This is a genomic window from Brenneria sp. hezel4-2-4 (genome assembly GCF_013155275.1).
GTDB lineage: Bacteria > Pseudomonadota > Gammaproteobacteria > Enterobacterales > Enterobacteriaceae > Brenneria.
In genome coordinates this window covers 340032-364896 of sequence record NZ_JABJXS010000002.1, presented here as the reverse complement: position 1 = coordinate 364896, position 24865 = coordinate 340032, and the positions used below count along the sequence as shown (strand labels likewise).

The following is a 24865-nucleotide window of genomic DNA, read 5'->3' as shown; positions in this document are numbered from 1 at the left end:
AGCGTAATTTACTGCAATATATAAAGATTCTTTTATTTCACCGGGAGGCAGGCGAGTGAGAAAAGAGAAGGCAAGCGGAGGAGTGACGGAAGAAAAACGCTGCTCAGAGAATGGCGCTATCTGCGCAGCGTAAAAAAGAGCGCTCGCTCGAACTGACGCGTATCAGGTCTGCTGGTTAAGAATCAGCTGACCCTTTTTGTCTACCGGGATCTGTGTGCCGGGATCGCGGTCCATACGAATTTTCCCCTGCTGATCGCCAATTTTATAGGTAACGTCATAACCCAATACTTTTTGCGATTTGTCATACACGGTCTGACAGCGCTGCTGCGTCGTCGTGTAAGTATCATTATCCTGCATGCTGCCCTGAACTTTGTTGCCGGCATATCCCCCCGCTAACGCGCCGGCCACCGTCGCCACATCTTTGCCGCGACCGCCGCCAATCTGGTGGCCCAGCACACCGCCCGCCACCGCGCCCAACACTGAACCGGCGATTTTATGTTCATCCTGAACCGGACGACGATGCGTAGCCGTGACGTTACGGCACTCCTGGCGAGGCGTCTTAACCGTTTCTTTGATTGGTGTTGCCGTAAGCACCTGCGCAAACTGCGGCTTAGATGAAAAAACATCCATACTCGCTACCGCCGCCACACCCAACGCGGCGGCCACACCGATACCCACACCCGCTAACATTGACTTGTTCACAGGATACCTCCCGAATATATTCTCACGCATTCCCACCTGCAATACCGCATTGATGAAGATTCACATCAAATACCTTGGATCCGGTGATTTTTTCCTGAATACCCCGGCATTCAGGATGTGCGACGTGCGTACTACGCCGTCTGTAAACGGTGAAAAGTCTGCACAATGTTGCTGAGCGCCGCAATAAGACTAATTAACCAAATATGTTATTTCGATGATAAAAAGTCTTTATTTGAGAATTATCTTAACAGGAAGGGCTAATCGGCAATATTTTATACTACCGGAAGGCCTGTCTGGCAGTGCGGAATAATACCGCCTGCGGCAGGCAGGCGGCGGGGAACGACAGCATCAATGCAATTTAAGGCGGGGACGAATAACCCGGTTAATACCGCCCACCAACATCATCAGACCGGTTTTAACATAGCCGTGCAGCGCAACCTGGTGCATGCGATACAGCGAGATATAGACGAAACGGGCGATGCGCCCTTCCACCATCACCGAGCCGCGCATCAGGTTCCCCATCAGGCTGCCGACCGTACTGAATTTAGACAGCGAAACCAGCGAACCGTGATCTTTATAGACGTAGGGTTTCAGCGTATGACCGTTCAGCAACGCGACGATATTGGCATGGCAGCGCGACGCCATCTGGTGAGCCGCCTGCGCCCGCGGCGGCACAAACCCGCCGCCCTCTTGCGGACAGGAGGCACAGTCGCCAATGGCGAAAATATCGGGATCGCGGGTAGTCTGTAAGGTTGGTTCCACCACCAGTTGATTGATGCGGTTGGTTTCCAGACCGGCGATCTCTTTCATGGCGTCCGGCGCTTTAATCCCGGCGGCCCAGACCATCAGATCGGCGTCGATAAACTCGCCGTCTTTGGTATTCAGCCCACCCGCTTCGGCGCTGGTCACCATCGTTTTGGTTAACACCCGGACGCCGATATTGGTCAGTTCCTGATGGGCGGCCGCGGAAATGCGCGGCGGCAAAGCGGGCAAAATACGCTCGCCGGCTTCCACCAGCGTGACATTCAGCGTTTCTTTATCCAGACCATTAAAACCATAGCTATGCAGTTGTTTCACCGCATTATGCAGCTCGGCCGACAGTTCAACGCCGGTCGCTCCGCCGCCGACGATGGCGATATTAACCCGGTCTTTCTCATCCGTTCTGGCCGTGAATTTCAGGAACAGATTCAGCATTTCATTATGGAAACGTCGCGCCTGTTTCGGGTTGTCCAGGAAGATACAGTGATCTTTTACGCCCGGCGTGCCGAAGTCGTTCGAGGTACTGCCTAACGCAATCACCAGAATGTCATAGGGAATTTTACGGGCGCTCACCAGCACGTCGCCCTGCTCATCACAGATTTCCGCCAGTTGAATCGTCTTCTGTTGGCGATCGATATCCGTCAGCATTCCGAGCTGGAACTGGAAATAGTGATTACGCGCATGGGCCAGATAGCTCAATGCATCCATATCATCATCCAGCGATCCGGTCGCAACTTCATGCAGCAGCGGTTTCCACAGATGGCTATGGTTACGATCCACCAGCGTCACTTCCGCTTTCTTCTTACGGCCTAACGTGTGGCCCAGACTGGTCGCCAGTTCAAGTCCACCGGCTCCCCCGCCGACAATCACGATTTTTTTACTTGGTAATGTCAAAATGACCCCCTAAATTGTGAACCAATGGTTAATAAAGGGTAAAATAATAATATCCTTATATTACATAGGGTTCGAGTAGGTTAAATTCGATATCTGCCGCAAGAATAGCATGCCAGGTTATTTGGTCATACCAAAATTGATATATATCAATTTATTTTCAGTTAGAGGAACGGACAGCCTGAAATTTCATTTTTATTTCAGCAAATTAGCCGTTTTGACAAGCATAATAAAGTGACAGCGTCACTACAAACGGCGCAACGCGCGACCTCAACCGGTCGCTGGTCAGCCCAGCACTTTAAACGCTTTCATACGTTGCAGATGAGGAGAGATGTTTTTGAATTTGTGCGTCTGGATATCATCCCAAATGATTTCATAGTAGTCGCTCAGCGTCTGCTCGCTACGCTGACTGTCGAGCATTTCGTCCTCACGCGATAACACCACCAGGCAGCGTTTGCGGTTTTTCTCACGAAAATTGGCGACACATTTAGTCGCAATATCCAGATATTCTTCCGGACGATCGATTTTACCCGCCATATTTTCCTGCGGGTAAAGGTTGGGGTTAAAGATCACCTGCCGTATATTACACAGAAAACCTATCCGTTCAGCCCAGAAACCGCCCAATCCGACGCCGCATATCAGCGGATGTTCGTCGTCAACCTGCTGGATCATTTTATCTACCTGTTTCAGCAGGTGTTGCATATCATGACGCGGATGCAGCGTGCTATAGCTCAGCAACCGAACGTCATCATCGATGAACTCAAGCTGTAGCACTTTCTCATGGTTGCCGGGACTGGTTGAATCAAAACCATGCAAGTAGATAATCATCGGTATCCTCACTACTGTTTTGAGTACGCCGCGTGGCAGACGACGTACCTAAGTACCCTATTTCCCGTTGTCTTTGTACGCTTGCCAGCGCGCGCTGAGTTCCGTAAGCGCCTGATTTGCCTGTTTCCATCGCGGCGAATCCAACAACTGCCGACGGGAGAACGCTCCCTGATGATATAAGCGGCTCAAGCGATCCGCTTTGACCGGGGACAGATTATCCAAAATACTTACCGCGCCGCCCCGCTGGTTACATACCAGAATCATGTCACAGCCGGCCTCTATCGAAGCCTGCGCACGCTGCGGATAACTTCCCATCACCGCCGCGCCTTCCATTGACAAATCATCGGAAAAGATGATCCCGTCAAAGTCCAGTTCCTGCCGCAGCACCTGCTTTAACCAGAACGGCGATCCGCTGGCCGGGCGTGGATCGACGTCGGTATAAATCACGTGGGCGGGCATAATCGCATCCAATTGCCGTTGCTGAATCAGTTCTCTGAAGATCAGCATATCACGGGCGCGGATTTCATCCAGCGGCCGCGGATCCAGAGGCGTCTCTTTATGCGAGTCTGCGCTGACCGCGCCATGACCGGGAAAATGTTTACCCGTCGCTTTCATTCCGGCAAGGTGCATACCGCGAATAAAGCTTTGGGCCATCATGAGCGCCGTCTCCGGGCGATCATGGAACGACCGCTCGCCAATCGCGGCGCTTTGATGACCGATATCCAATACCGGCGCAAAGCTGATATCAATATCCATAGCGATCATCTCCGCCGCCATTACCCAACCGGCGTCCTCGGCCAGTCGACGCGCTTCAGGTTCGGCATTCAACGCGGCAAAAGCCTGGGCGGCCGGCAGGCGGGTAAATCCTTCACGGAAACGCTGAACCCGCCCGCCTTCCTGATCGACCGCGACAATCAGACGATCGCGCGATGCGGCGCGGATCTGCCGCACCAGCTCACGCAGTTGTTCGGCATCGTGAAAATTTCGGCTAAATAAAATCACTCCGCCAACCAGCGGATGCGCCAACACGTCTCGATCTTCTGCATCCAGCTCATAGCTGGCCACATCTAACATTACCGGGCCCACGGAAACCTCATTCAATACTTAATGCAATTAATTCATCATCCTGACAGGATGCGAACGCCATTATTCGCCAATCCCCAACTGCCGACGCAACGGCGCCAGCGCGCGCAGAAAGCGATCCTGTCCGGTTTGACGCCAGCGGACTTCGTACCACATCAGCGCCAGATAATCGACCCACGGCAACCACTGCGCCGTATGCTGTTGCAGGCAGGCAATGGAAAATCCCGGACGCTGCTGGCGATAGGTGTGCAAAAAACGCCGCTGCGTCTCAGGATCCAGTTGATTAGCGCGAAAAATAAACGCCAGTTCCAGCGCGATATCGCCATCCGCCGCATATTCCCAATCGATAAGCATCATCTTCCCGTCCGCCAGCAACAGATTTTCCGCATGAATATCCAGATGCAGCGGCGCAACGGCCAGCATGCGGGGCAACGCCTCCCGCTGGAAATGCTGATGAAGGCGCAGCAGCGACGGTGAACGGCGGCGGCCGTCCATCTGTTGCCAATGGCGGGCAAATAGCGGCTTTAACGCCAAAGGGCAGCCACTGCGCGGCCGTTGATGAATACGGACGAGATAGCGCGCCAGATCGCCATTGCACAGCAGGTCAAAAAACTCCGCCGCCGTCGCCGCGCGTCCCGCCGCCCATTCGACAATCAGCCAACGGCCGTCCCACAGCAACGGACGCGGCGCCAGTCCTGCGCCCGCCATCTGCCGCAATAGACGAAACTCCCGCTGACGATCGGTGCCAGACAAGCGCCCGGCCGCCGACTGCCGGCGAGCAAGCCCGGCGAAACCCGGCGCGCTGATGCGCCAGCTTTCGCTGCTTAATCCGCTCACCGGGGCAAAATGAAAACCTGCGGGTTCCACCGCCGGAAAGTGCTTACCGAGCGTGTCGATAAGCTGTTGCTTAATGTTGGACGGCGCCATTACCCGACCATACGATTTCCCCGGTCTGAACCAACATCAACTGCATATCCAACACGGGTGATTTCACATCGCCGCTCACATCGCTATACAGCACATACTGCGCGCTGACATAGCGAGCCAGGCCGATCGCTTTACTGCGCGACCCCAGACTGTCGTCAACCGACAGGCCCAGGGTTTGTTTAGCCGCGGCCATCTGTTCACGCGGCACCAGCGTGAAAGCCTTGCCGTTTGACAGCGCATTGTACAGCGCGTTGTTGGCCTTCGCCGTCTGCAATGCGCCATTGGTATTATTTTTTACGCTGTCCAGCAGCAGGATGCTGCCCGGCGTTACGCCATCGGCTTGCAACATCTGGGCGACCAGTGGATTAATGGTGGCATCCCAATTCAAGGTTTGAATTTTGGGCGGTGGCGGAACCGGCTCACCCGGCGGCGGAGTGGTCGGAACCTGAGGTTCCGCCGGCTCGATCGTTGCGGGCGGCTCAGTCGGTTCCGGCGGGCGACTAGGACACCCCGTCAGCACCAGCGTTGCCAGTACCACCCATAGATACTTTTTCATGTTTCCTCTCTCAACACACCATTATAAAAATAGATGAAGGCGGACCTGACGCACATCCGGACTGCTGCGTAGTGAAAAAACGCGAACTTCCGCCTGAGGTGGGATCACGATGGTTTGTACTTCTTCGTAAGGCAATACATCCAATCCACTGCCATCATACCAATAGAAACGATAATGCACGGCGACGGGTTGCCCCATCTCGTTGCCGACAACCGCGGACGCGCGTTTTGCATCGTTTACGGTATCCAGCACAGGCTTGCCTGCCGTAATCCCCGCCGTTAGCAAAGGCGCATCCATTATCAGCGTTTGCCGTTCGTTGATCGTCAGCACCTTAGGCGCGCTGCATCCAGCCAGCAGCAACGCCATCAGGAATACGGGCAGATATTGAGTCATGAGATTATATCCGCTCAGCCAGCAACGGCCCTAATGGCTGGCCCCCGAGCAGGTGCATATGAATATGATAAACCTCCTGCCCGCCGTGTCGGTTGCAGTTGATAATCAATCGATAACCCTCTTCAGCAATCCCTTCCTGCTCGGCGATTTTCCCGGCGACCGTAATCATCCGCCCCAGCGCGGCTTCATGTTCAGCCGTGGTCTCATTGACCGTCGGGATCAGTATGTTCGGTACGATCAGAACATGTGTCGGCGTGCGTGGCGCAATATCACGAAAGGCTGTCACCAGTTCATCCTGATAAACGATATCGGCAGGAATTTCCCGGCGGATAATTTTACTAAAAATGGTTTCTTCAGCCATGATTGATTTCCTTTTTAAAACAAGCGCAGAACAAAGTCGTATAGGCAGTATGAGTGACATATTCCGTTTCTTTCAACCTTCTTCGACGATTTCTGGCGCAGGTGGTCAAAATACGACGGGTAGTACGCGCGCATCGTCTGCTTTCGCCGAGTGATACTCGCTTATCGCACGTATAAAAAAAGGGGCTTTCGCCCCTTGGAAACTCTCCAACACCCGATTAGTTATTACGGATGTAATCGTCCATATCGGTTTTCAGGTTATCGGATTTGGTGCCGAAAATTGCCTGAACCCCCGAACCCGCGACAACCACGCCGGCGGCGCCCAGTTGTTTCAGCCCCGTCTGATCCACCTTGGACACGTCCGCCACGCTGACGCGCAGACGCGTGATGCAGGCATCCAGGTTAGTGATGTTTTCTTTGCCGCCGAACGCGATAACCAGCGCAGAGGCCATCTCCGTGCCGCTCTGAGCGGACTGTTCGGAAGTGGAATCTTCACGACCCGGTGTTTTCAGATTCAGCTTGGCAATCAACACGCGGAAAATAGTGTAATAAACCAACGCATAGCCCAGACCAACAATCGGGAACAGCCATAGATTACTGCCGTTGCCGCTCAGTACGATGAAGTCAATCAGACCGTGGGAGAAGCTTGTTCCGTCACGCATGCCCAGCAGAATACAGATCGGGAACGCCAGACCGGCCAGAATCGCATGGATCACATACAGGATCGGCGCAACAAACAGGAAAGAGAACTCGATAGGCTCGGTGATACCGGTCAGGAATGCCGTCAAGGCGGCGGAGATCATAATGCCCCCCACTTTGGCGCGATTTTCCGGTTTAGCCGAGTGCCAGATGGCGATAGCCGCCGCCGGCAGGCCATACATTTTAAACAGGAAACCACCGGATAATTTACCCGCGGTCGGGTCGCCGGCCATGTAGCGAGGAATATCGCCATGGAACACCTGACCGGCCGCATTGGTGAATTCGCCGATTTGCATCTGGAAAGGGACATTCCAGATATGATGCAGGCCGAAAGGCACCAGCGAACGCTCCACCAAACCATACAGACCGAATGCCACAACCGGGTTCTGATAGGCGCCCCATTGAGAGAACGCCTGAATTGCGCGTCCGATCGGCGGCCAGATAAAGGACAGAAGCACACCCAGGAGAATCGCGGCCAGACCGGAAATGATCGGCACAAAGCGTTTGCCGGCGAAGAATCCGAGATATTCCGGAAGTTGAATGCGATAGAAACGGTTAAACATATAAGCCGCGACTGAACCAGCGATAATACCGCCTAATACGCCGGTATCGGCCAGATGCTGCGATTCAATCTCCGTCGCCGACAGATGCAGAACCAGCGGCGCAACCACTGCTATCGTTTTCACCATGATGCCGTACGCCACGACCGCGGCCAAAGCCGATACGCCATCGTTATTGGTGAAGCCCAATGCCACACCGATAGCGAAAATCAACGGCATATTGGCGAAAACCGATCCGCCGGCTTCCGCCATCACATGGGAAACCACCGCAGGCAACCAGCTAAAATTTGCCGCCCCGACGCCCAGCAGAATACCTGCGATAGGCAATACGGATACCGGCAGCATTAGCGACTTACCTACTTTTTGCAGGTTTGCGAATGCATTCTTGAACATAATTGAGTGTGCTCCTGAGTAATAGTGCTTTTACTTCTGATGTTTCATAGACGCAAAGGTGGAGAAAATAGCCTTTACAGTTTGAGGTGTCTTAGCACCCTTTTAATTTTTACGAAGAGTAAAATAAATAGCGCGACTAATGTTTGACTGCTATCACGTTTCAATGAGCCGACATGTCGGAACAGAACATAAATTGAGCATATTTGCGATATATCGCTAAAAAATACACATTCCTGGCAAGGGATCAGCAAGCCAGGACACATATTCTTCGCTATTAATTACACAGCAGAAAAAAACTCGGCTATTCTCAACCACTATGACGCAGCGGTCAACCGTGCCGGATCGATATGAAACAGACGGGAAAAATTCTCGGTGGTGGCCACAGCCAGATTTTCCAGCGTGACGCCTTTCAGTACCGAGAGATACTCCGCCACCTCGCGCACATAGGCGGGTTGATTTTCCTTTCCACGAAAAGGAACCGGCGCCAGCCAGGGAGAGTCTGTTTCTATCAGCATGCGATCCAGCGGTACATAACGGGCGACGTCGCGCAATTCTTCCGCAGTGCGGAAAGTGACGATGCCGGAAAAGGAAATATAGAATCCCATATCCAACAGCGTCTTGGCGGTGGCTAAATCTTCCGTGAAGCAATGCAACACGCCGCCGCACCTCTCCGCGCGTTCTTCTTTCAGAATCGCCAGCGTATCTTCCCGCGCCGCCCGGGTGTGGACGATCACCGGCTTATTCAGATCGTTGCCAATACGGATGTGCTCGCGAAAAGACGCCTGCTGCTGCGCTTTTGTCTCTTCCTGGTAATGATAATCCAGCCCCGTTTCCCCCATCGCCACCACCTGACTGGCCGCGGCAAGTTGACGCAACTCGGCGTAATCATAGGATTCGGCCTGATTTAATGGATGAACGCCGCAGGAAAACGCCACATTGTCCCGGTCGCCGATCAGTTCGGTCATGGCGCGAAATCCGGGCAGCGTAGTCGCGACGGCCAGGACGAAGCCAACGTCACGGCTTTTGGCTTTATCCAGTACGTCAGAGACATTTCTATGTAAGGACTGATAATCCAGCCCATCCAGATGACAGTGGGAATCAACTAACAACATGATAATTACTCGAAATTAATTAAGCAGAAAAGGGATGAAAACGCCGCTGAACAGCGGTTGACAGGCTTTGTTCGCCATCAAGCAATCGTTCCGTTAACAGTAACTCACGGTTCACGCCGGTTACCGTCAGTAATTTTTGTCGGCAGGTCAGCCACTGGTGCAGCTCGTACTGTAGCTGAGGATTTCCTGATTGCGCAGCCAAACGTTCAACCAGCGCGACCTGATCCTGATTCACCAGATACTCCCCCGCCCCTTGCTGCCATTTTACGGCATCCAATAGCAACGATGCCAACCAGTGGATCCGCTCATCGGCATCATCATGGTTAAGCTGCGGCGTTAAGAAAAGCAGATCGTGCGAGGTAAGCGCGGCAGAGAATGCCTGGCATAAAGCGGCGCGCTGTTTCCAGCGTTCCGCTTGCAAGAGTTTCTCCGCCGCCAGCGGGGCGCCCGCCTGTAGCCTCAATGCGGTACGCAACGCCTGAATATCATGCTTATGGCGTGAATTCAGCCATAGCACGCTCTGCGTTTCACTCGGAACGGCCAGATAATGGTATAGACAGCGGCTGCGCAAGGTTGCCAACAGCCGCGCCGGCTCACGGCAGCCAAACAAAAAATAGGTACTCCGCGGCGGCTCTTCCAGCGTTTTCAGCAAGGCATTGGCCGCGGCTTCCGTCAGTTGCTCCGCCGACGGCAGCCAGATAACTTTAACCCCGCCCTGGCGGGAATGCTGATACAGCTTATCCAGCACCTCTCGCACCGGGTCAATTCCCAAACTCTGTTTGCCTTTTTCCGGACTCAGCACATACCAGTCGGGGTGCGTCCCGGCCATCATCAGATGACAGGAATGGCACTTACCGCAACTCTTCATCCCTTCGGGATGCTGGCACATTAACCAGCGGCTCAGCGCGTAAACCAGCGAGTCATCTCCCATGCCCGGCAATGCATGTAGCAATAAAGCGTGATGACCTCTTCCCGCCTGATATTGGCCAATCATTTGACGGTAAGGCGCATTAAGCCACGGATACCAGTCCATCAGGCGCGATCCTGTGTCAGCGCCTGCGGCTGAAATCCCTGGCTTTGCAGCCATTGCCCTAGTGCCGTCTGAATGTCGGCGCTGACGTTTTCCATCGGCTGCGCGGCGTCAATCGTCACAATACTGCGGTCTTCCGCCGCCAGGGCCTGATAGCGCGCCCGGGTACGCTCAAAGAACGCAAACGACTCCTGCTCGATGCGATCCAGCTCTCCGCGCTGGCGGGCGCGTTGTAATCCAACAGCCGGCGGTAGATCAAGATAGAGCGTCAGATCGGGGCGAAAATCGCCCAGTACCGTATCGCGCAGCGACAGCAACAAGTGTTGATCGATCCCGCGCCCTCCCCCTTGATACGCCTGAGAGGAGAGATCGTGCCGATCGCCGATTACCCAGTTCCCTTGCGCCAGCGCCGGTTTAATCACATTTTCGACCAGTTGTACTCGGGCGGCATACAACATCAGAATTTCAGCTTTATCCGTCACCTTTTCATCGGCAATGCCCTGCTTGATCAACTCACGTAGCTTTTCAGCCAGCGGCGTACCGCCGGGTTCGCGGGTAAAAATCACCTTATGAATGCCATAGGCGTGTAGCGTCTCAACCACGCTGTTTCTGGCGCTGGTCTTGCCCGCGCCTTCCAAACCTTCCAAGACGATAAATTTACTGTTGTTCATCCCGTTCCTTTAACGCTGAGCGGTATAGCCTCACAGCACGGTTATGGTCTGCAAGGTTGGTGGTGAAACTATGTCCGCCTTTACCGTCCGCCACGAAGTAAAGGTATGACGTTTTAGCCGGGTGGGCGGCCGCATCCAATGAGGCTTTTCCCGGCATCGCGATCGGCGTTGGCGGTAACCCGGAAATTACGTAGGTATTATAAGGCGTCGGCGTATCCAGTGCTTTACGGGTAATGACCCCCGCATATTCATCGCCCATGCCATAAATGACGGTGGGATCGGTTTGCAAACGCATACCCACGCGCAATCGATTGATGAAAACAGAAGCGACCTGAGTACGTTCCTGGCTAATCGCCGTTTCTTTCTCAATGATCGATGCCATGGTTAACAGATCATCCGGCGTTTTATACGGTAATCCTTCCTCACGCCCCTGCCAGACATCATCCAGCGTTTTCTTCATGCGCTGATGAGCGCGTTGTAGCAACGCGCTATCGGTCGTATTGGCCGTATACAGATAAGTATCGGGATAGAACCATCCTTCAGGATTGGGTTTATCCTTCATGCCAAGCTGCTCGGCAATCTCCCGCACGCTTTTATCCGTCAGCGTCTGCTTAATATAGGATGACTGACGCAAGGTTTCGAGCCATTCCTTCAGCCGGGAACCCTCAACAAAACGAATGGCAAATTGCGCCTCTTTTCCGCTGGATAGCAATGCCAGCATCTCGCGCACCGTCATCGCCGCCGTGAAACGGTATGTTCCGGCCTTAAAATTCGCCAGTTCCGGTTCGACGCGCAGCAACCAGGGGAAAAAGGTTCCGTCGTTAATAATTTTCTGATCGAGTAGTAAGGTTTCTAATCCATCACGACCGGTACCGGCCGGGAGGGTAAAAATGGTTTCCTGCTTGATGGCAAGCGGCGAAACGGCGAAATGCTGTATTTTCTGCCACAGAAACAGCAGAATCAGCAGCAATAGCGCCACAACCACAATACCGATCTTTTTTATGTTCATAAATCAACCAACAACTAACAGTTAGGGCTCAGGAACCGATACAGTTCTCTGGAGCGATAACACCAGGATTGCGCCTGGTTTACGGGAACAATCGGCATCAAGGCGTTACAAATCACCACCTCATCCGCATCCGCCAACGCCGACACCGGCTCGGTAACGACGCGCAATTCGAAAGCCGAGTCAGCCAGCAGCGCGATAATATGCCGCCTGGCGACCCCATCGACGCCGGCGTAGGATAAGTCCGGCGTATAAACCTGATTTCCTTTACGCCAGAACAAATTAGCCGCACAGCATTCCACTAGCGCCCCGGAGGTGTCAAGCACCAATGCCTCATCAGCGGAGGTCTGCTCAAGATGAGTGCGGATCAATACCTGTTCCAGCCGGTTCAGATGCTTTATTCCCGCCAAAAGCGTACTTCTGGCTAACGCCACCGGGCTTAGACTCAGGGTGATGCCTTGCTCGCGCCAGCGAACATAATGATCGGGGTAATCCGCTTGCATAACAATGCGTGTCGGATCATCACATCCCCGGGCGCTATATCCTCGCCCACCGCGTCCCCGTGTCAGTATTGCCTTAACGATGCCCTCGTCACGGCCTTGCGCCGCCCGATTCATTTCAATCTCCAACAACGGCCAGTCAATGGCGGGCAGCATCAAACGGCGCGCCGCCTGCTGTAATCGCGCCAAATGGCGCTCATGCCATACGATTTGTCCATTGCAGACTCTGGCGGTGGTAAAACAACCGTCGCCAAACTGGGTACTCCGGTCTGATACCGCTAGCTGCTCCTGCAACCGACCATTTATCCAGATCATGTTTTTCTTCCATTGGGCAGTGTGTTGTCAGCTTGCCAGCAAACAGGATAGCCGTACAAGTCATGCTATCTGATTTTATGCAGGCAAAAAACTTCCGGGAGCGGTTTTTGACGTCGCGCCAGCGACGGCCGTAAGGGGACGGCCAAGAATGGTACGCCACAAAAAACCGCAACCCGGGTTTTTCAGACGTGTGATCAAGCAGGTTATTAGGGAGAGCGTACCGAGGGGCGCTCCGCCGGCTTACGCCGCCACGCCCCTCGGTACGGTAGGCCCGGATATCACTGGCCTACAGACGACTTTATCAGCGACCTCGTTTTTCACAGGGTTTGATCATCAAACCTTACGGAATAACAGAGAGCCGTTAGTCCCGCCGAATCCAAAGGAGTTACATAACGTATACTCCATATTGCTGACCTGACGTGCCTCATGAGGCACAAAATCCAGATCGCAACCTTCATCCGGGTTGTCCAGATTGATCGTCGGGGGAACGGACCGATCGCGCAGCGCAAGAATGCTGAAGATAGATTCGATCGCCCCTGCCGCGCCCAATAAATGCCCGGTCATCGATTTTGTCGAACTGACCAGTACGCGGCTGGCATCTGCGCCAAACACAGACTTGACGGCCTGCGTTTCGGCTTTATCACCCGCAGATGTCGAGGTGCCATGCGCGTTGATATAACCGACCTGCGAGGTGCAAATCCCGGCGTCGCGTAAGGCGTTTTCCATCGCCAAGGCGGCTCCAGCGCCGTTTTCCGGCGGCGACGTCATATGATAGGCGTCGCTGCTCATGCCAAACCCGACCACTTCCGCATAAATCCTGGCGCCGCGTTTTTTCGCATGCTCGTACTCTTCCAGCACCAACATACCGGCGCCGTCGCCCAGCACAAAACCATCGCGGTCTTTATCCCACGGGCGGCTTGCCGCCTGAGGATCGTCATTACGCGTTGATAACGCGCGGGCCGCGCCGAAGCCGCCCACGCCGAGCGGCGTACTGGCTTTTTCCGCGCCGCCGGCAACCATGACGTCGGCGTCATTATAAGCAATGATGCGGGCCGCATGACCGATGTTATGCACACCGGAGGTACAGGCGGTGGCGATGGAAATACTCGGGCCGCGTAAGCCGTACATAATGGAGAGATGCCCGGCAACCATGTTAACAATGGTTGAAGGTACGAAGAACGGACTGATTTTACGCGGTCCCCCCTTCACCAGCGAACTGTGGTTCTCTTCAATGAGACCCAGGCCGCCAATGCCGGAACCAATCGCCGCACCGATGCGTGACGCGTTTTCTTCCGTTACTTCAAGACCGGAATCCTGCATAGCCTGAATGCCAGCGGCGATTCCGTATTGAATAAAGGCATCCATTTTGCGTGCTTCTTTACGCGAAATGAATTCCTCACAATTAAAATTCTTTACTAAGCCAGCAAAACGCGTTGCATAGGCACTAGTATCAAAATGGTCGATCAGGCTGATGCCACTCTGACCGGCAAGAAGAGCACTCCAGGTAGACTCAACTGTATTGCCGACAGGAGATAACATGCCCAGTCCAGTCACAACTACTCGACGCTTAGACACGCTTGTCCTCCAGGGAGGGAAAATATGACACTGCGGGACAAAAAACTTAGGCGGTCGAGTGACCGCCTAGATATGTTCGCTTACTGCTGGTTAGCCTGAATGAAATCAATGGCTGCCTGAACAGTCGTGATTTTTTCAGCTTCTTCATCTGGAATCTCAGTATCAAACTCTTCTTCCAGAGCCATTACCAGCTCAACAGTGTCAAGAGAATCAGCGCCGAGGTCGTCAACGAAAGAAGCATTGTTTACGACTTCTTCCTGCTTAACGCCAAGCTGTTCAACGATGATTTTCTTAACGCGTTCTTCGATAGTGCTCATACTCTTAAATTTCCTATCAAAACTCGCTTTCGCGATGGTTTTCGTAGTTTATAAAATGTTGAAAAAGATGCAACAAAATCCCGGCTGGTCGAACCACGATTTTGTGCTATTTTGCGGTTATTACCGCAAATAACGCAAATAATTTCGTGCTTTTTAGATCATATACATGCCGCCATTGACATGCAATGTTTCACCGGTAATGTAACCTGCCTCGTCAGAGGCTAAAAATGCAACAGCACTGGCGATTTCTTTAGCATCACCAAGCCGGTTAGCGGGAACCTGGCTCAAAATGCCTGCTCGCTGCTCTTCTGTCAACGCCTGAGTCATATCAGTTTCAATAAACCCAGGCGCAACAACGTTGACCGTAATCCCCCGGGAAGCCACTTCACGCGCAAGAGACTTGCTGAAACCTATCAGCCCAGCCTTTGCCGCCGCGTAGTTTGCCTGTCCGGCATTGCCCATCGTTCCAACCACGGACCCGATGGTAATGATACGACCATAGCGTTTTTTCATCATAGCGCGCATTACAGCTTTAGACAGACGGAATACGGATGTCAAATTCGTATCCAGAATATCCTGCCATTCATCTTCTTTCATACGCATCAACAGGTTGTCGCGAGTAATCCCGGCGTTATTGACTAAAATATCAATTGCGCCAAACTCGGCGTACATCTCCGCCAATGTTTTTTCCACTGACGCCGCATCCGCGACATTCAGCATATATCCTTTACCGTTCTCGCCCAGCCATGCGCTGATAGCCTCAGCGCCTTTTTCGCTGGTTGCCGTGCCGATAACCTTCGCCCCGCGAGCAACGAGCGTCTCAGCAATCGCTCGCCCTATGCCGCGGCTGGCGCCGGTAACCAGCGCAATTTTTCCTTCAAGACTCATTGTCTTCTCCGTTCCTATTTTTCAAGCGCCACTGACAGAGAAGCAGGATCATTCACCGCAGACGCTGTCAGAGTATCAACGATGCGTTTAGTCAGACCGGTAAGAACTTTACCTGGCCCAACTTCAAGTAACGATTCAACGCCCTGAGAGGAGATGAATTCCACACATTCAGTCCAACGCACCGGGCAGTATAGCTGGCGTACCAGTGCGCTGCGGATCGCCTCCGGCGCCGTCTCGATGCGGGCATCAACGTTATTTACCACCGGAATTTCCGGCGCATTAACATCCACGGACTCAAGCGCGACAGCCAGCTTTTTCGCCGCCGGCTCCATCAGCGCACAGTGAGAAGGCACGCTCACCGGCAATGGCAACGCACGTTTGGCGCCGGCGGCCTTACAAGCTGCGCCGGCACGTTCCACCGCGTCTTTGTTCCCGGCAATCACTACCTGCCCGGGAGAATTAAAGTTTACCGGCGAAACAACCTCGCCTTGCGCGGATTCTTCACACGCTTTGGCGATGGCGTCATTATCAAGACCGATAATCGCATACATCGCGCCAGTACCTTCCGGCACCGCTTCCTGCATAAGTTTGCCGCGCAATTCAACCAGGCGTACCGCCTGCTGGAAATCGAGCGCGCCGGCACAAACCAGAGCGGAATACTCGCCCAGACTATGCCCGGACATCAAGGCCGGCGTTTTACCGCCCTGCTGCCGCCAGACACGCCAGATAGCGACAGAGGCCGTTAACAGAGCAGGCTGGGTTTGCCAGGTTTTATTCAGTTCTTCAACCGGCCCCTGCTGCGTCAGTTGCCACAAATCATAACCTAAAACGGCGGAAGCCTGAGCAAACGTGTCGATAACAACCGGATACTCCGTCGCCAGTTCAGCCAGCATACCAACGGCTTGCGATCCCTGACCTGGGAATACCATTGCAAATTGCGTCATATCAGAATCCTGTTTAATCAAAAACGAATCAGCGCGGAACCCCAGGTAAAACCGCCGCCGAAAGCTTCAAGCAATACCAGTTGTCCGGGTTTAATCCGCCCGTCCCGCACCGCTTCATCCAGCGCTGAAGGCACGGAGGCCGCCGATGTATTGCCGTGACGATCCAGTGTCACAACAACTTTGTCCATTCCCATGCCTAATTTTTTGGCTGTGGCGCTGATAATGCGCAAATTAGCCTGATGCGGCACCAGCCAGTCTAGTTCACTTTTATCCAGTTGAGACGCCCGCAGCGTTTCCTCAACAATGTGCGCCAATTCGGTTACCGCAACTTTAAATACTTCATTGCCCGCCATCGTCAGATACGCCGGCTTTTCCAGGTTGTTGCGATCCTGATGCGGCAGCGTTAGCAGTTCGCCATAGCGTCCATCCGCATGCAGATGCGTGGACAAAATACCCGGCTGCTCTGACGCCGTCAGCAAAACGGCGCCCGCGCCATCGCCGAACAGGATCAGCGTACCGCGATCGTCAGGGTCCAACGTGCGGGACAACATATCAGAACCGATAACCAAAGCATAATCCACCGCGCCATTTTTGATATATTGATCGGCAACGCTGAGCGCATAGGTAAAACCCGCGCAGGCTGCGGCCAAATCAAAGGCGATGGTATCTTCGATTTCAAGCAGTTGCTGAATCTGGCAGGCGGCGCTGGGGAATGCATAACCTGAAGAGGTGGTCGCGACGATCAGTAAACCGACCTGCGATTTATCAATGCCCGCCATTTCCAACGCTTTCTGCGCGGCATGGCAGCCCATCGTAGCCACATTTTCATCCGGCGCCGCAATGCGACGCTCACGGATCCCGGTACGCGTGACGATCCATTCGTCAGACGTATCCACCATCTTCTCTAAATCAGCGTTCGTCCTGATTTGTTCAGGCAGAAAGCTGCCCGTTCCGATTATTTTTGTATACATGTACGCTTAATCACTCTTGGGTAATACAGCTTCTAGACGGGCAGCGATTCGCTCAGGGAGTTGCCGCTGTACCGTCTGCATTGCCTGTTCGATGGCAACCGCGAATGCTCGCGGGTTCGCTGCACCGTGACTTTTAATTACGATGCCGCGTAATCCTAACAGACACGCGCCATTATATTGGTCTGGATTCAAATGACCGAAACGCTTCGCCAGTCGTTTTTGTAACAAACGTCCCACCCACCGTATCCACCAGGGTTGTTTCCGCCTGCGATCCGTATCGGCGGATGAGGATTTCAACAGCGACAGAAACATCCTGACCACGCCTTCCATCGTCTTCAACGTGACATTGCCGACAAAGCCGTCACAGACCATGACATCCGTCTTTCCTGTCAGCAATTCGTTACCTTCAAGATAACCAATATAGTTGATTGCCGGCGTACTTCTTAATTTGGCCGCCGCATCGCGGATATTATCCAGGCCTTTGCTTTCTTCTTCGCCGATGTTCAGTAACGCCACCCGCGGGTTTTTCAATCCCAAAACCTCTTCTGCCATTACCGAGCCCATTACCGCGAATTGAACCAGCATAGTGCTGTCGCATTCGACGTTCGCGCCTAAATCCAGCACCACGGTTTTCCCCTGTTGCTGATGCGGTAAAACAGAAACCAATGCAGGGCGTTCAATGCCATCGAGCGGTTTAATCAGAAGCTTCGCCAGCCCCATCAGCGCGCCGGTATTGCCCGCACTGACGCAAGCCTGGGCTTTTCCGTCTTTAATCAGCTCAAGCGCGATGCGCATCGACGTTCCGCGGCTCGCGCGGATGGCCTGAGACGGTCGGGCATCACTGGCAATAACCGATTCGGCTGGAACAATGTCTAACCGAGACAATAGTTCAGAATCGACTTTGGCAAGTAATGGAGCGATCGCAGCAGGGTCGCCAACGAGCATCAGGTTGAGATTTGAATTAGAAGCCAGTGCCTGCAATGCAGCAGGCACTGTTACGCAGGGACCAAAGTCCCCGCCCATCGCATCTAACGCCAGAGTTAGGCGTGTCAAAGTATTGCCTTGCTAATAATTCGCAAGAATTACTTGGCAATAACCTTGCGACCGCGGTAGTAACCATCCGCAGTGATGTGGTGACGCAGATGAGTTTCGCCAGAAACTTTATCTACGGATACAGAAGAAGTGGTCAGCGCATCGTGAGCACGACGCATACCACGTTTGGAACGGCTAGGTTTATTCTGTTGTACGGCCATGGACCTTACTCCTTAATTACTTATGCTTTAAACTGGCTAATACGGCAAACGGATTCGGTTTTTCTGCCTCTTCAGGCAACTTACCGAACACCATGTCCGCTTCGGACACTTCACAGTGTTCAGAATCATGTACCGGGGCGATAGGCAACGTAAGGATGATTTCATCTTCAATCATTGCCAGCAGATCGACTTCGCCAAACTCATCAACTTCGATCGGCTCGTACGCTTCCGGTAAAGCTTCGGCCTGTTCATCATTGATGACCGGGCTAAAACAAAACGTCGCATGAACCTGATGTTCGAATAGCTTTCCGCAGCGCTGACACATTAATGTGACATTGACATCCGCACTACCGTCAATCACCGCCAGGCGCTGATTATCGATATTGAAAGACAAAGAAGCCTGAACATCACTATCCACACTCACCACTGATCCGGCAACACGCGTCACCTGCTCAGGCGAATAGATGCCAACATAATCTAAACGCTTTTGAGCAGTGCGAACCGCATCAAGGGTTAGGGGTAATTTTACCTTTTGCATAGGGCGCGCATATTAACGTCGTAACGACATAGAGTCAAAGAAAAAGGCAGTGAAGCACGACCTTTCACCAATATTCGCTTCCAGAGCGGCGCACAGTTTAAAATGCCTTTCATCATTACGCTACGGTTTATAAAAAAATTATGTATCAGATCGTTCTTGCTTCAACCTCGCCCTATCGCAAAGCCTTGCTGGAAAAGCTGAATATTCCTTTTATTTGCGCATCGCCCGACATTGATGAAACGCCGCACTGTGATGAAGATGTCATAACATTAGTCACTCGGCTGGCGGAAAGCAAAGCCAGAGCATTAAGCGCACGGTATCCCCATCATCTGATCATTGGCGGCGATCAGGTTTGCGTATTGGGCAATGACATTACCGGAAAACCGCACAATAAAGCCAACGCCGTTTGGCAACTGCAACGGGCAAGCGGACGGCGCGTCTCTTTCTTTACCGGTTTAGCCCTTTTCAACAGCGCGCAACGGCGAATGCAAAGCCTGGTTGAACCTTTCGACGTCCATTTCAGGCAACTGACCGATGCTGAAATTAACGGCTATCTGGAAAAAGAACAGCCCTGGAACTGCGCGGGCAGCTTTAAAAGCGAAGGGTTGGGCATTGCCTTATTCGACAGATTATCCGGTCGCGATCCCAATACATTGGTTGGGCTGCCGTTGATCGCCTTGACGCAGATGCTGCAAAAAGAAGGGATTAACCCGCTGACGCTGAGATAGTCCGACGGAATACCCGCCGATGCAGGTATTCCGCAGGATAACTGAATTACGCTTTCGTCTTACGCAACACCAGCAGACAATGGCGCAGTTGATCGTCGAGAGGCGCTTCAACGCGCAGCGTTTCTCCGCTATTGGGATGTTCAAAGCGTAACGCCTGCGCGTGCAAAAACAGACGTTTCAGACCGGTTCCGGCCAGTTGACGATCAAAATCGCGATCGCCATAGCGATCGTCAAAGGCAATCGGATGGCCGGCATGCAGCGTATGCACCCGGATCTGATGGGTTCTGCCGGTTACCGGACTGGCGCGCACCAGCGTCGCCCGTTCAAAACGCTCTTCGACTTTGAACCGCGTCTCTGACGGCTTCCCTTCGCTGTTTACCCGCACGATACGTTCGCCGCTTTGCAGAATATTCTTCAGCAATGGCGCCTGTACGACTTTGCAATGCGACGGCCAGTTCCCGCGCACCAGCGCCAGATAATCCTTTTGCATCCCTTTGAGACGCAATTGCTCATGCAGCGAACGCAAAGCCGAACGTTTCTTGGCGACCAGCAGCACCCCGGAGGTATCGCGATCCAGTCGATGCACCAACTCAAGGAAACGCGCCTCGGGACGCAACGCGCGCAATCCTTCAATCACGCCGAAGCTCAGCCCGCTGCCGCCATGCACCGCCGTGCCGGAAGGTTTGTTCAGCACCAGCAAATAATCATCCTCATAGAGGATGCATTCCGCTAATGCGGCAACTTTTCCCAGGCTGGCGGAGACCGGGGCGGCGTCTCGCTCGGCCTGTCGAACCGGGGGGATGCGGATTTCGTCGCCGCCAAGCAATTTGTATTCCGGTTTTACCCGTTTTTTATTTACCCTCACCTCGCCTTTACGCAAGATGCGGTAAACCATACTTTTCGGCACGCCTTTTAAGCGAGTATGCAAAAAGTTATCGATGCGCTGTCCGGCCTCATCGGCGGATATCGTCACAAATTGTACTGAAGGATTGTCTGTTTTCATGATGCGCGATTCTAAATAGAGCAGTTGGATAGCGCCACTTCTTTTTCTGTGCTTAACTGTGAGTCTGACGAATGAAAATAGCGTTATAGCAGCAGTTTTGGCTGAATTTGGTCTCAACCATGACGGGTTTGCACACTATCTTCATACCGACAGGCAAAGTCACCTTGCTATAACGGTGTCAGCAATGGAATAATGCTTTTGCATTTTCCGTGCTGATTTGCATTAAAACAGGGGAAATTGCGGAATTATTAAGTTTGCCTGATGACGCACAAACGCAGCAATGGCGTAAGACGTAATGTGAAATCAAGCAGTTAGCGGGCTGCGGATTGCAGCTTGGCCGGCAAATGGAATCAGATCTGGCGAAATTTTCAGAAGCTGTTCCCTCAGTAAATGCGCTGTTTTCCATCAGGAAAAACAGGCTACCGAAACATGCGCCTCTATGCAGGCGACAACCGGGAGGTTGACGTCCCTGCGATAAGCCACGAGGCCATCGGTTCATTCCGGTCATGCGGTTCTTTTGTCCGCAGCTCTATCAATAATGTAAGTAAAAATAACGAGTAAGTTAAAGATGAAGAGAATGTTGATTAACGCGACTCAACAGGAAGAGTTGCGTGTTGCCTTGGTTGATGGTCAGCGGCTGTATGATCTGGATATTGAAAGTCCCGGTCATGAGCAGAAGAAAGCAAATATCTACAAAGGTAAAATCACCCGTATTGAACCCAGTCTTGAGGCCGCTTTTGTCGATTATGGCGCGGAAAGACACGGTTTTCTCCCTCTTAAAGAAATCGCTCGCGAATATTTCCCCAGCAACTACTCCTCTCATGGCCGCCCTAACATTAAAGACGTGTTGCGCGAAGGCCAGGAAGTCATTGTTCAGGTGGATAAAGAAGAGCGAGGCAACAAAGGCGCAGCACTGACAACGTTTATCAGTCTGGCCGGCAGTTATCTGGTACTGATGCCGAACAACCCTCGCGCGGGCGGAATTTCACGCCGTATCGAGGGCGATGACCGTACCGAGTTGAAAGAAGCGCTGGGTTCTTTGCAGTTGCCCGACGGCATGGGGCTGATTGTTCGTACCGCCGGCGTCGGTAAGTCCGCCGAAGCATTGCAGTGGGATCTGGCTTTCCGCCTAAAGCACTGGGAAGCGATTAAGAAAGCGGCGGAAGGCCGCCCTGCGCCGTTCCTGATTCACCAGGAAAGCAACGTGATTGTTCGCGCTTTCCGCGATTATCTACGTCCGGATATCGGCGAGATCCTGATCGATAATCCGAAAATCCTCGATTTGGCCAAAGAGCACATTTCCGCGCTGGGCCGCCCCGACTTCACCAGTAAAATCAAACTTTACAGCGGCGAAATCCCGCTGTTCAGTCATTATCAGATTGAGTCTCAGATTGAATCCGCCTTCCAGCGTGAAGTCCGTCTGCCTTCCGGCGGCTCCATTGTTATCGATACCACGGAAGCCCTGACGGCGATCGATATCAACTCCGCCCGTGCGACGCGCGGCGGCGATATTGAAGAGACCGCATTTAACACCAACCTGGAAGCGGCGGATGAAATCGCCCGTCAGTTGCGGTTGCGTGACCTGGGCGGCCTGATCGTCATCGACTTTATCGATATGACGCCGGTACGCCACCAGCGCGAAGTAGAAAACCGCCTGCGGGATTCCGTCCGTCAGGATCGCGCCCGTATTCAAATCGGCCGGATTTCGCGCTTTGGCCTGCTGGAAATGTCCCGTCAGCGCCTCAGCCCGTCGCTGGGCGAATCCAGTCACCATGTTTGTCCGCGCTGTGGTGGAACCGGTACCGTTCGCGATAATGAATCGCTTTCGCTGTCCATTCTGCGTTTGATTGAAGAAGAAGCGCTGAAAGAGAACACCAAAGAGGTTCACGCCATCGTTCCGGTACAGATCGCCTCTTACCTGCTGAACGAGAAGCGTGACGCAGTCAATGCCATTGAGACGCGTCAGGGCGGCGTTCGCGCCATCATCGTCCCGCATGATGGCATGCAAACACCGCACTATTCCGTTGTTCGAGTCCGTAAAGGCGAAGAAAAACCGACGCTTAGCTATCTATTGCCGCAGTTGCTGGAAACTGAAGCGCAGCAGTTGCAGGAAGAACAGACGGTCGAGCGTAAACAACCCGAACAGCCGGCGTTAGCAACCTTCACCATGCCCGACATGCCTGCGGAAGAGAAAGCGCCGGCAGCGGCGGCAACCGCGCCGGTTTCAAGCCCGGCCGCTGCCGCTCAATCCGGGTTTGTCGGCCGTCTTCTGGGCGCGCTGAAAGGTATCTTCGCCTCTGAACCTGCCGCCGAATCTGCTAATACAGCAGATGAGAAGACGGCGCCAGCGACGGCCAGCGAAGGTCAACGTCAGGATCGCCGTAATTCACGTCGCCAGGGCAATAACCGCCGCGACCGTGGTTCGCGAGATAACCGCGACAATCGTGATAATCGCGAACCGCGCGAAGAGCAGCGCCGCAATAAGCGTCAGAATACGGAAGTTGCACCGGAAACCCGCGTAGCGGAAGACACGGAAAAAACCACGACTGACGAGCAGCCGCGTCGCGAACCGCGCCAGCGCCGCCGTCAAGAAGACAAACGTCAACCACAGCAGGAAGCGAAAGTCCAAAATGCCGTGGTCGATGAAGTGGAAGAGAGCAGCGCCGAGCAGGATAAACCTACGCCGGTCATGCCGCGCCGCCAGCGTCGCCAACTGACGCAAAAGGTGCGCGTTCAGTCTGACAGCGCACCGAGTGAAGCGGTCGAAAATGCGGCCCCTGCCGTGACAGCGGAGATTGCGCCGCCGCAGTCCGCACGGGTTGATGAGCCGGCGAACGAAGCGGAAAATACGCAAACCGTCGATACCAATCGCGGCGCCAGCACGGAAAACGGCGGAATGCCGCGCCGTTCGCGTCGTTCGCCGCGCCATCTGCGCGTCAGCGGTCAGCGTCGTCGTCGTTACCGTGATGAACGCTATCCGTCACAGTCGCCGATGCAAGTGGAATATGCCGTCGCGTCGCCGGAAATGGCATCGGGTAAAGTGTGGGTCAACTATTCTGTCGCCCAACCTCAGCAGTTGGAACAGGCCCCCGAGCCGTTGCCGGAAGAAAATATCGCCCCGGCAACGGCGCTTCTGCCTGCCATTGTGGAGGTCGCTCCGGTTATCGAAACCGCAGCGCAGGAAGCACCAGCCCCGGCGGTTGCAGAAGAAACCGTTAACGCCGCCCCTGAAACAACGGAACAGGATGATGCGACGGTTTCTTTCGCCGAACCCGAGCAACAGGTACAGGCTGAACCCGCCCCTCAAGCTGAGCAAGAGGAATCAGCCGCCGAAACAGCAGAGATCGCCGCCGTTGAAACCACGGTTACGGAAGAACACGCTGCGGATGAAACAACAATCGTTGCTGAAACCAACGTTGCTGAAACCGCCGCTGTTGAGCTGTCGGCTTCTGAAGCCACGCCGGTTGCCGTCAGCGTTACCGACGCCGTGGTCGAAACGTCCGAGCACAAGCCTGACGCTGCGGACGCCATTGCGCATGAAGAGGAAAAGGTAACGGCGGAGATAACCCCGCAGGCGGTCGATACAAGCCCTGTGGTTGAACAGCCGGCCGTTTCAACTCAGCAAGTTCCGGAACCAGCGGTCAGTTCGGCACAACCTCGCTATAAGCTTCACGCGACGGCGCCGATGACCAAAGCGCCAGCGCCGGATTACCAGCCAGCCCCAGCGCGTCAAAGCGACTGGAAGCGCCCTGATTATGAGTTTTCAGGTAAAGGTTCTGCCGGGGGGCATGCCGCCGTTAATCAGGCTGCGGCGCCCGCGACCAAGCCGACGCCAATTAGTGAATAATCAACTACCGGTTAGT

25 protein-coding genes are annotated in these 24865 nt (G+C 53.7%); 2 read left to right on the top strand and 23 right to left on the bottom strand.

Annotation, left to right across the window (positions count from 1 at the left end):
- Positions 1 to 162: 162 nt before the first annotated feature.
- From HOY33_RS05680 to yceD, 22 genes are all read right to left on the bottom strand, one after another.
- Entirely contained in the window at positions 163 to 702 is a 540-nt protein-coding gene (locus tag HOY33_RS05680) for a glycine zipper 2TM domain-containing protein (RefSeq protein WP_172289234.1), read from the bottom strand.
- A 348-nt stretch (positions 703 to 1050) separates the two neighbouring features.
- Positions 1051 to 2355 (bottom strand): NAD(P)/FAD-dependent oxidoreductase, encoded by a 1305-nt coding sequence (locus tag HOY33_RS05675; RefSeq protein ID WP_172289233.1) that lies wholly within the window; start codon positions 2353 to 2355, stop codon positions 1051 to 1053.
- Positions 2356 to 2637: 282 nt separating this feature from the next.
- Positions 2638 to 3180: an alpha/beta hydrolase YcfP gene (ycfP, locus tag HOY33_RS05670; protein WP_172289232.1), complete on the bottom strand. Its 543-nt coding sequence runs from the start codon at positions 3178 to 3180 to the stop codon at positions 2638 to 2640.
- Between the two features lie 57 nt (positions 3181 to 3237).
- A complete protein-coding gene (nagZ, locus tag HOY33_RS05665) occupies positions 3238 to 4266 on the bottom strand; it encodes a beta-N-acetylhexosaminidase (RefSeq protein ID WP_172289231.1) in 1029 nt (342 codons plus the stop codon).
- Between the two features lie 60 nt (positions 4267 to 4326).
- On the bottom strand, positions 4327 to 5190 hold the full coding sequence (locus HOY33_RS05660) for a phosphotransferase (RefSeq protein WP_172289230.1): 864 nt from the start codon (positions 5188 to 5190) through the stop codon (positions 4327 to 4329).
- Positions 5171 to 5746 carry a penicillin-binding protein activator LpoB gene (gene lpoB, locus HOY33_RS05655; protein WP_172289229.1) on the bottom strand — a complete coding sequence of 192 codons (576 nt, stop codon included), beginning with the start codon at positions 5744 to 5746 and terminating at the stop codon, positions 5171 to 5173. The genes HOY33_RS05660 and lpoB overlap by 20 nt, the downstream gene beginning before the upstream one ends.
- Before the next feature lie 21 nt (positions 5747 to 5767).
- A complete protein-coding gene (locus HOY33_RS05650; RefSeq protein ID WP_172289228.1) occupies positions 5768 to 6139 on the bottom strand; it encodes a YcfL family protein in 372 nt (123 codons plus the stop codon).
- A gap of 4 nt (positions 6140 to 6143) precedes the next feature.
- Positions 6144 to 6500 carry a purine nucleoside phosphoramidase gene (hinT, locus tag HOY33_RS05645; protein ID WP_172289227.1) on the bottom strand — a complete coding sequence of 119 codons (357 nt, stop codon included), beginning with the start codon at positions 6498 to 6500 and terminating at the stop codon, positions 6144 to 6146.
- A 217-nt stretch (positions 6501 to 6717) separates the two neighbouring features.
- Positions 6718 to 8151, bottom strand: a complete 1434-nt coding sequence (gene ptsG, locus HOY33_RS05640; protein WP_172289226.1) for a PTS glucose transporter subunit IIBC — start codon at positions 8149 to 8151, stop codon at positions 6718 to 6720.
- 314 nt (positions 8152 to 8465) lie between these two features.
- Positions 8466 to 9263 (bottom strand): metal-dependent hydrolase, encoded by a 798-nt coding sequence (locus HOY33_RS05635; protein WP_172289225.1) that lies wholly within the window; start codon positions 9261 to 9263, stop codon positions 8466 to 8468.
- A 19-nt stretch (positions 9264 to 9282) separates the two neighbouring features.
- On the bottom strand, positions 9283 to 10296 hold the full coding sequence (gene holB, locus HOY33_RS05630; RefSeq protein WP_172289224.1) for a DNA polymerase III subunit delta': 1014 nt from the start codon (positions 10294 to 10296) through the stop codon (positions 9283 to 9285).
- Positions 10296 to 10964 carry a dTMP kinase gene (gene tmk, locus HOY33_RS05625; RefSeq protein ID WP_172289223.1) on the bottom strand — a complete coding sequence of 223 codons (669 nt, stop codon included), beginning with the start codon at positions 10962 to 10964 and terminating at the stop codon, positions 10296 to 10298. Before tmk ends, holB begins: the two co-directional genes overlap by 1 nt.
- Positions 10951 to 11973, bottom strand: a complete 1023-nt coding sequence (mltG, locus tag HOY33_RS05620; protein WP_172289222.1) for an endolytic transglycosylase MltG — start codon at positions 11971 to 11973, stop codon at positions 10951 to 10953. Before mltG ends, tmk begins: the two co-directional genes overlap by 14 nt.
- 14 nt (positions 11974 to 11987) lie before the next feature.
- Positions 11988 to 12785, bottom strand: coding sequence for an aminodeoxychorismate lyase (pabC, locus tag HOY33_RS05615; RefSeq protein ID WP_172289221.1), 798 nt, complete (start codon positions 12783 to 12785; stop codon positions 11988 to 11990).
- Between the two features lie 333 nt (positions 12786 to 13118).
- Positions 13119 to 14360: a beta-ketoacyl-ACP synthase II gene (gene fabF / locus HOY33_RS05610; protein WP_172289220.1), complete on the bottom strand. Its 1242-nt coding sequence runs from the start codon at positions 14358 to 14360 to the stop codon at positions 13119 to 13121.
- 80 nt (positions 14361 to 14440) lie between these two features.
- Positions 14441 to 14677 carry an acyl carrier protein gene (gene acpP / locus HOY33_RS05605; protein ID WP_005970506.1) on the bottom strand — a complete coding sequence of 79 codons (237 nt, stop codon included), beginning with the start codon at positions 14675 to 14677 and terminating at the stop codon, positions 14441 to 14443.
- Between the two features lie 153 nt (positions 14678 to 14830).
- Positions 14831 to 15565: a 3-oxoacyl-ACP reductase FabG gene (gene fabG, locus HOY33_RS05600; RefSeq protein ID WP_172289219.1), complete on the bottom strand. Its 735-nt coding sequence runs from the start codon at positions 15563 to 15565 to the stop codon at positions 14831 to 14833.
- A 14-nt stretch (positions 15566 to 15579) separates the two neighbouring features.
- On the bottom strand, positions 15580 to 16509 hold the full coding sequence (gene fabD, locus HOY33_RS05595; protein WP_172289218.1) for an ACP S-malonyltransferase: 930 nt from the start codon (positions 16507 to 16509) through the stop codon (positions 15580 to 15582).
- Between the two features lie 17 nt (positions 16510 to 16526).
- The gene (locus HOY33_RS05590; protein WP_172289217.1) at positions 16527 to 17480 is read right to left on the bottom strand and encodes a beta-ketoacyl-ACP synthase III; all 954 of its coding nucleotides are present in this window, start codon (positions 17478 to 17480) and stop codon (positions 16527 to 16529) included.
- A 6-nt stretch (positions 17481 to 17486) separates the two neighbouring features.
- A complete protein-coding gene (gene plsX / locus HOY33_RS05585; protein WP_172289216.1) occupies positions 17487 to 18533 on the bottom strand; it encodes a phosphate acyltransferase PlsX in 1047 nt (348 codons plus the stop codon).
- Positions 18534 to 18562: 29 nt separating this feature from the next.
- Positions 18563 to 18733: a 50S ribosomal protein L32 gene (gene rpmF / locus HOY33_RS05580; RefSeq protein ID WP_009112338.1), complete on the bottom strand. Its 171-nt coding sequence runs from the start codon at positions 18731 to 18733 to the stop codon at positions 18563 to 18565.
- A gap of 16 nt (positions 18734 to 18749) precedes the next feature.
- The gene (gene yceD, locus HOY33_RS05575; protein WP_172289215.1) at positions 18750 to 19271 is read right to left on the bottom strand and encodes a 23S rRNA accumulation protein YceD; all 522 of its coding nucleotides are present in this window, start codon (positions 19269 to 19271) and stop codon (positions 18750 to 18752) included.
- A 140-nt stretch (positions 19272 to 19411) separates the two neighbouring features.
- Here yceD and HOY33_RS05570 point away from each other — a divergent pair, with 140 nt between their 5' ends.
- On the top strand, positions 19412 to 19999 hold the full coding sequence (locus HOY33_RS05570) for a nucleoside triphosphate pyrophosphatase (RefSeq protein ID WP_172289214.1): 588 nt from the start codon (positions 19412 to 19414) through the stop codon (positions 19997 to 19999).
- A 46-nt stretch (positions 20000 to 20045) separates the two neighbouring features.
- Here the strand turns inward: HOY33_RS05570 and rluC are convergent, their stop codons facing one another.
- Positions 20046 to 21002 carry a 23S rRNA pseudouridine(955/2504/2580) synthase RluC gene (rluC, locus tag HOY33_RS05565; protein ID WP_172289213.1) on the bottom strand — a complete coding sequence of 319 codons (957 nt, stop codon included), beginning with the start codon at positions 21000 to 21002 and terminating at the stop codon, positions 20046 to 20048.
- A gap of 568 nt (positions 21003 to 21570) precedes the next feature.
- On the opposite strand from rluC, the gene rne reads away from it, so the two are divergent.
- A complete protein-coding gene (rne, locus tag HOY33_RS05560) occupies positions 21571 to 24849 on the top strand; it encodes a ribonuclease E (RefSeq protein ID WP_172289212.1) in 3279 nt (1092 codons plus the stop codon).
- The last annotated feature ends 16 nt before the right edge of the window (positions 24850 to 24865 follow it).

Coding starts and splice junctions, on each gene's coding strand:
- ycfP (WP_172289232.1), bottom strand. CDS start 3,180: ATGATTATCTACTTGCATGGTTTTGATTCAACCAGTCCCGGCAACCAT.
- HOY33_RS05660 (WP_172289230.1), bottom strand. CDS start 5,190: ATGGCGCCGTCCAACATTAAGCAACAGCTTATCGACACGCTCGGTAAG.
- lpoB (WP_172289229.1), bottom strand. CDS start 5,746: ATGAAAAAGTATCTATGGGTGGTACTGGCAACGCTGGTGCTGACGGGG.
- HOY33_RS05650 (WP_172289228.1), bottom strand. CDS start 6,139: ATGACTCAATATCTGCCCGTATTCCTGATGGCGTTGCTGCTGGCTGGA.
- hinT (WP_172289227.1), bottom strand. CDS start 6,500: ATGGCTGAAGAAACCATTTTTAGTAAAATTATCCGCCGGGAAATTCCT.
- ptsG (WP_172289226.1), bottom strand. CDS start 8,151: ATGTTCAAGAATGCATTCGCAAACCTGCAAAAAGTAGGTAAGTCGCTA.
- HOY33_RS05635 (WP_172289225.1), bottom strand. CDS start 9,263: ATGTTGTTAGTTGATTCCCACTGTCATCTGGATGGGCTGGATTATCAG.
- holB (WP_172289224.1), bottom strand. CDS start 10,296: ATGGACTGGTATCCGTGGCTTAATGCGCCTTACCGTCAAATGATTGGC.
- tmk (WP_172289223.1), bottom strand. CDS start 10,964: ATGAACAACAGTAAATTTATCGTCTTGGAAGGTTTGGAAGGCGCGGGC.
- mltG (WP_172289222.1), bottom strand. CDS start 11,973: ATGAACATAAAAAAGATCGGTATTGTGGTTGTGGCGCTATTGCTGCTG.
- pabC (WP_172289221.1), bottom strand. CDS start 12,785: ATGATCTGGATAAATGGTCGGTTGCAGGAGCAGCTAGCGGTATCAGAC.
- acpP (WP_005970506.1), bottom strand. CDS start 14,677: ATGAGCACTATCGAAGAACGCGTTAAGAAAATCATCGTTGAACAGCTT.
- fabG (WP_172289219.1), bottom strand. CDS start 15,565: ATGAGTCTTGAAGGAAAAATTGCGCTGGTTACCGGCGCCAGCCGCGGC.
- fabD (WP_172289218.1), bottom strand. CDS start 16,509: ATGACGCAATTTGCAATGGTATTCCCAGGTCAGGGATCGCAAGCCGTT.
- HOY33_RS05590 (WP_172289217.1), bottom strand. CDS start 17,480: ATGTATACAAAAATAATCGGAACGGGCAGCTTTCTGCCTGAACAAATC.
- rpmF (WP_009112338.1), bottom strand. CDS start 18,733: ATGGCCGTACAACAGAATAAACCTAGCCGTTCCAAACGTGGTATGCGT.
- yceD (WP_172289215.1), bottom strand. CDS start 19,271: ATGCAAAAGGTAAAATTACCCCTAACCCTTGATGCGGTTCGCACTGCT.
- HOY33_RS05570 (WP_172289214.1), top strand. CDS start 19,412: ATGTATCAGATCGTTCTTGCTTCAACCTCGCCCTATCGCAAAGCCTTG.
- rluC (WP_172289213.1), bottom strand. CDS start 21,002: ATGAAAACAGACAATCCTTCAGTACAATTTGTGACGATATCCGCCGAT.
- rne (WP_172289212.1), top strand. CDS start 21,571: ATGAAGAGAATGTTGATTAACGCGACTCAACAGGAAGAGTTGCGTGTT.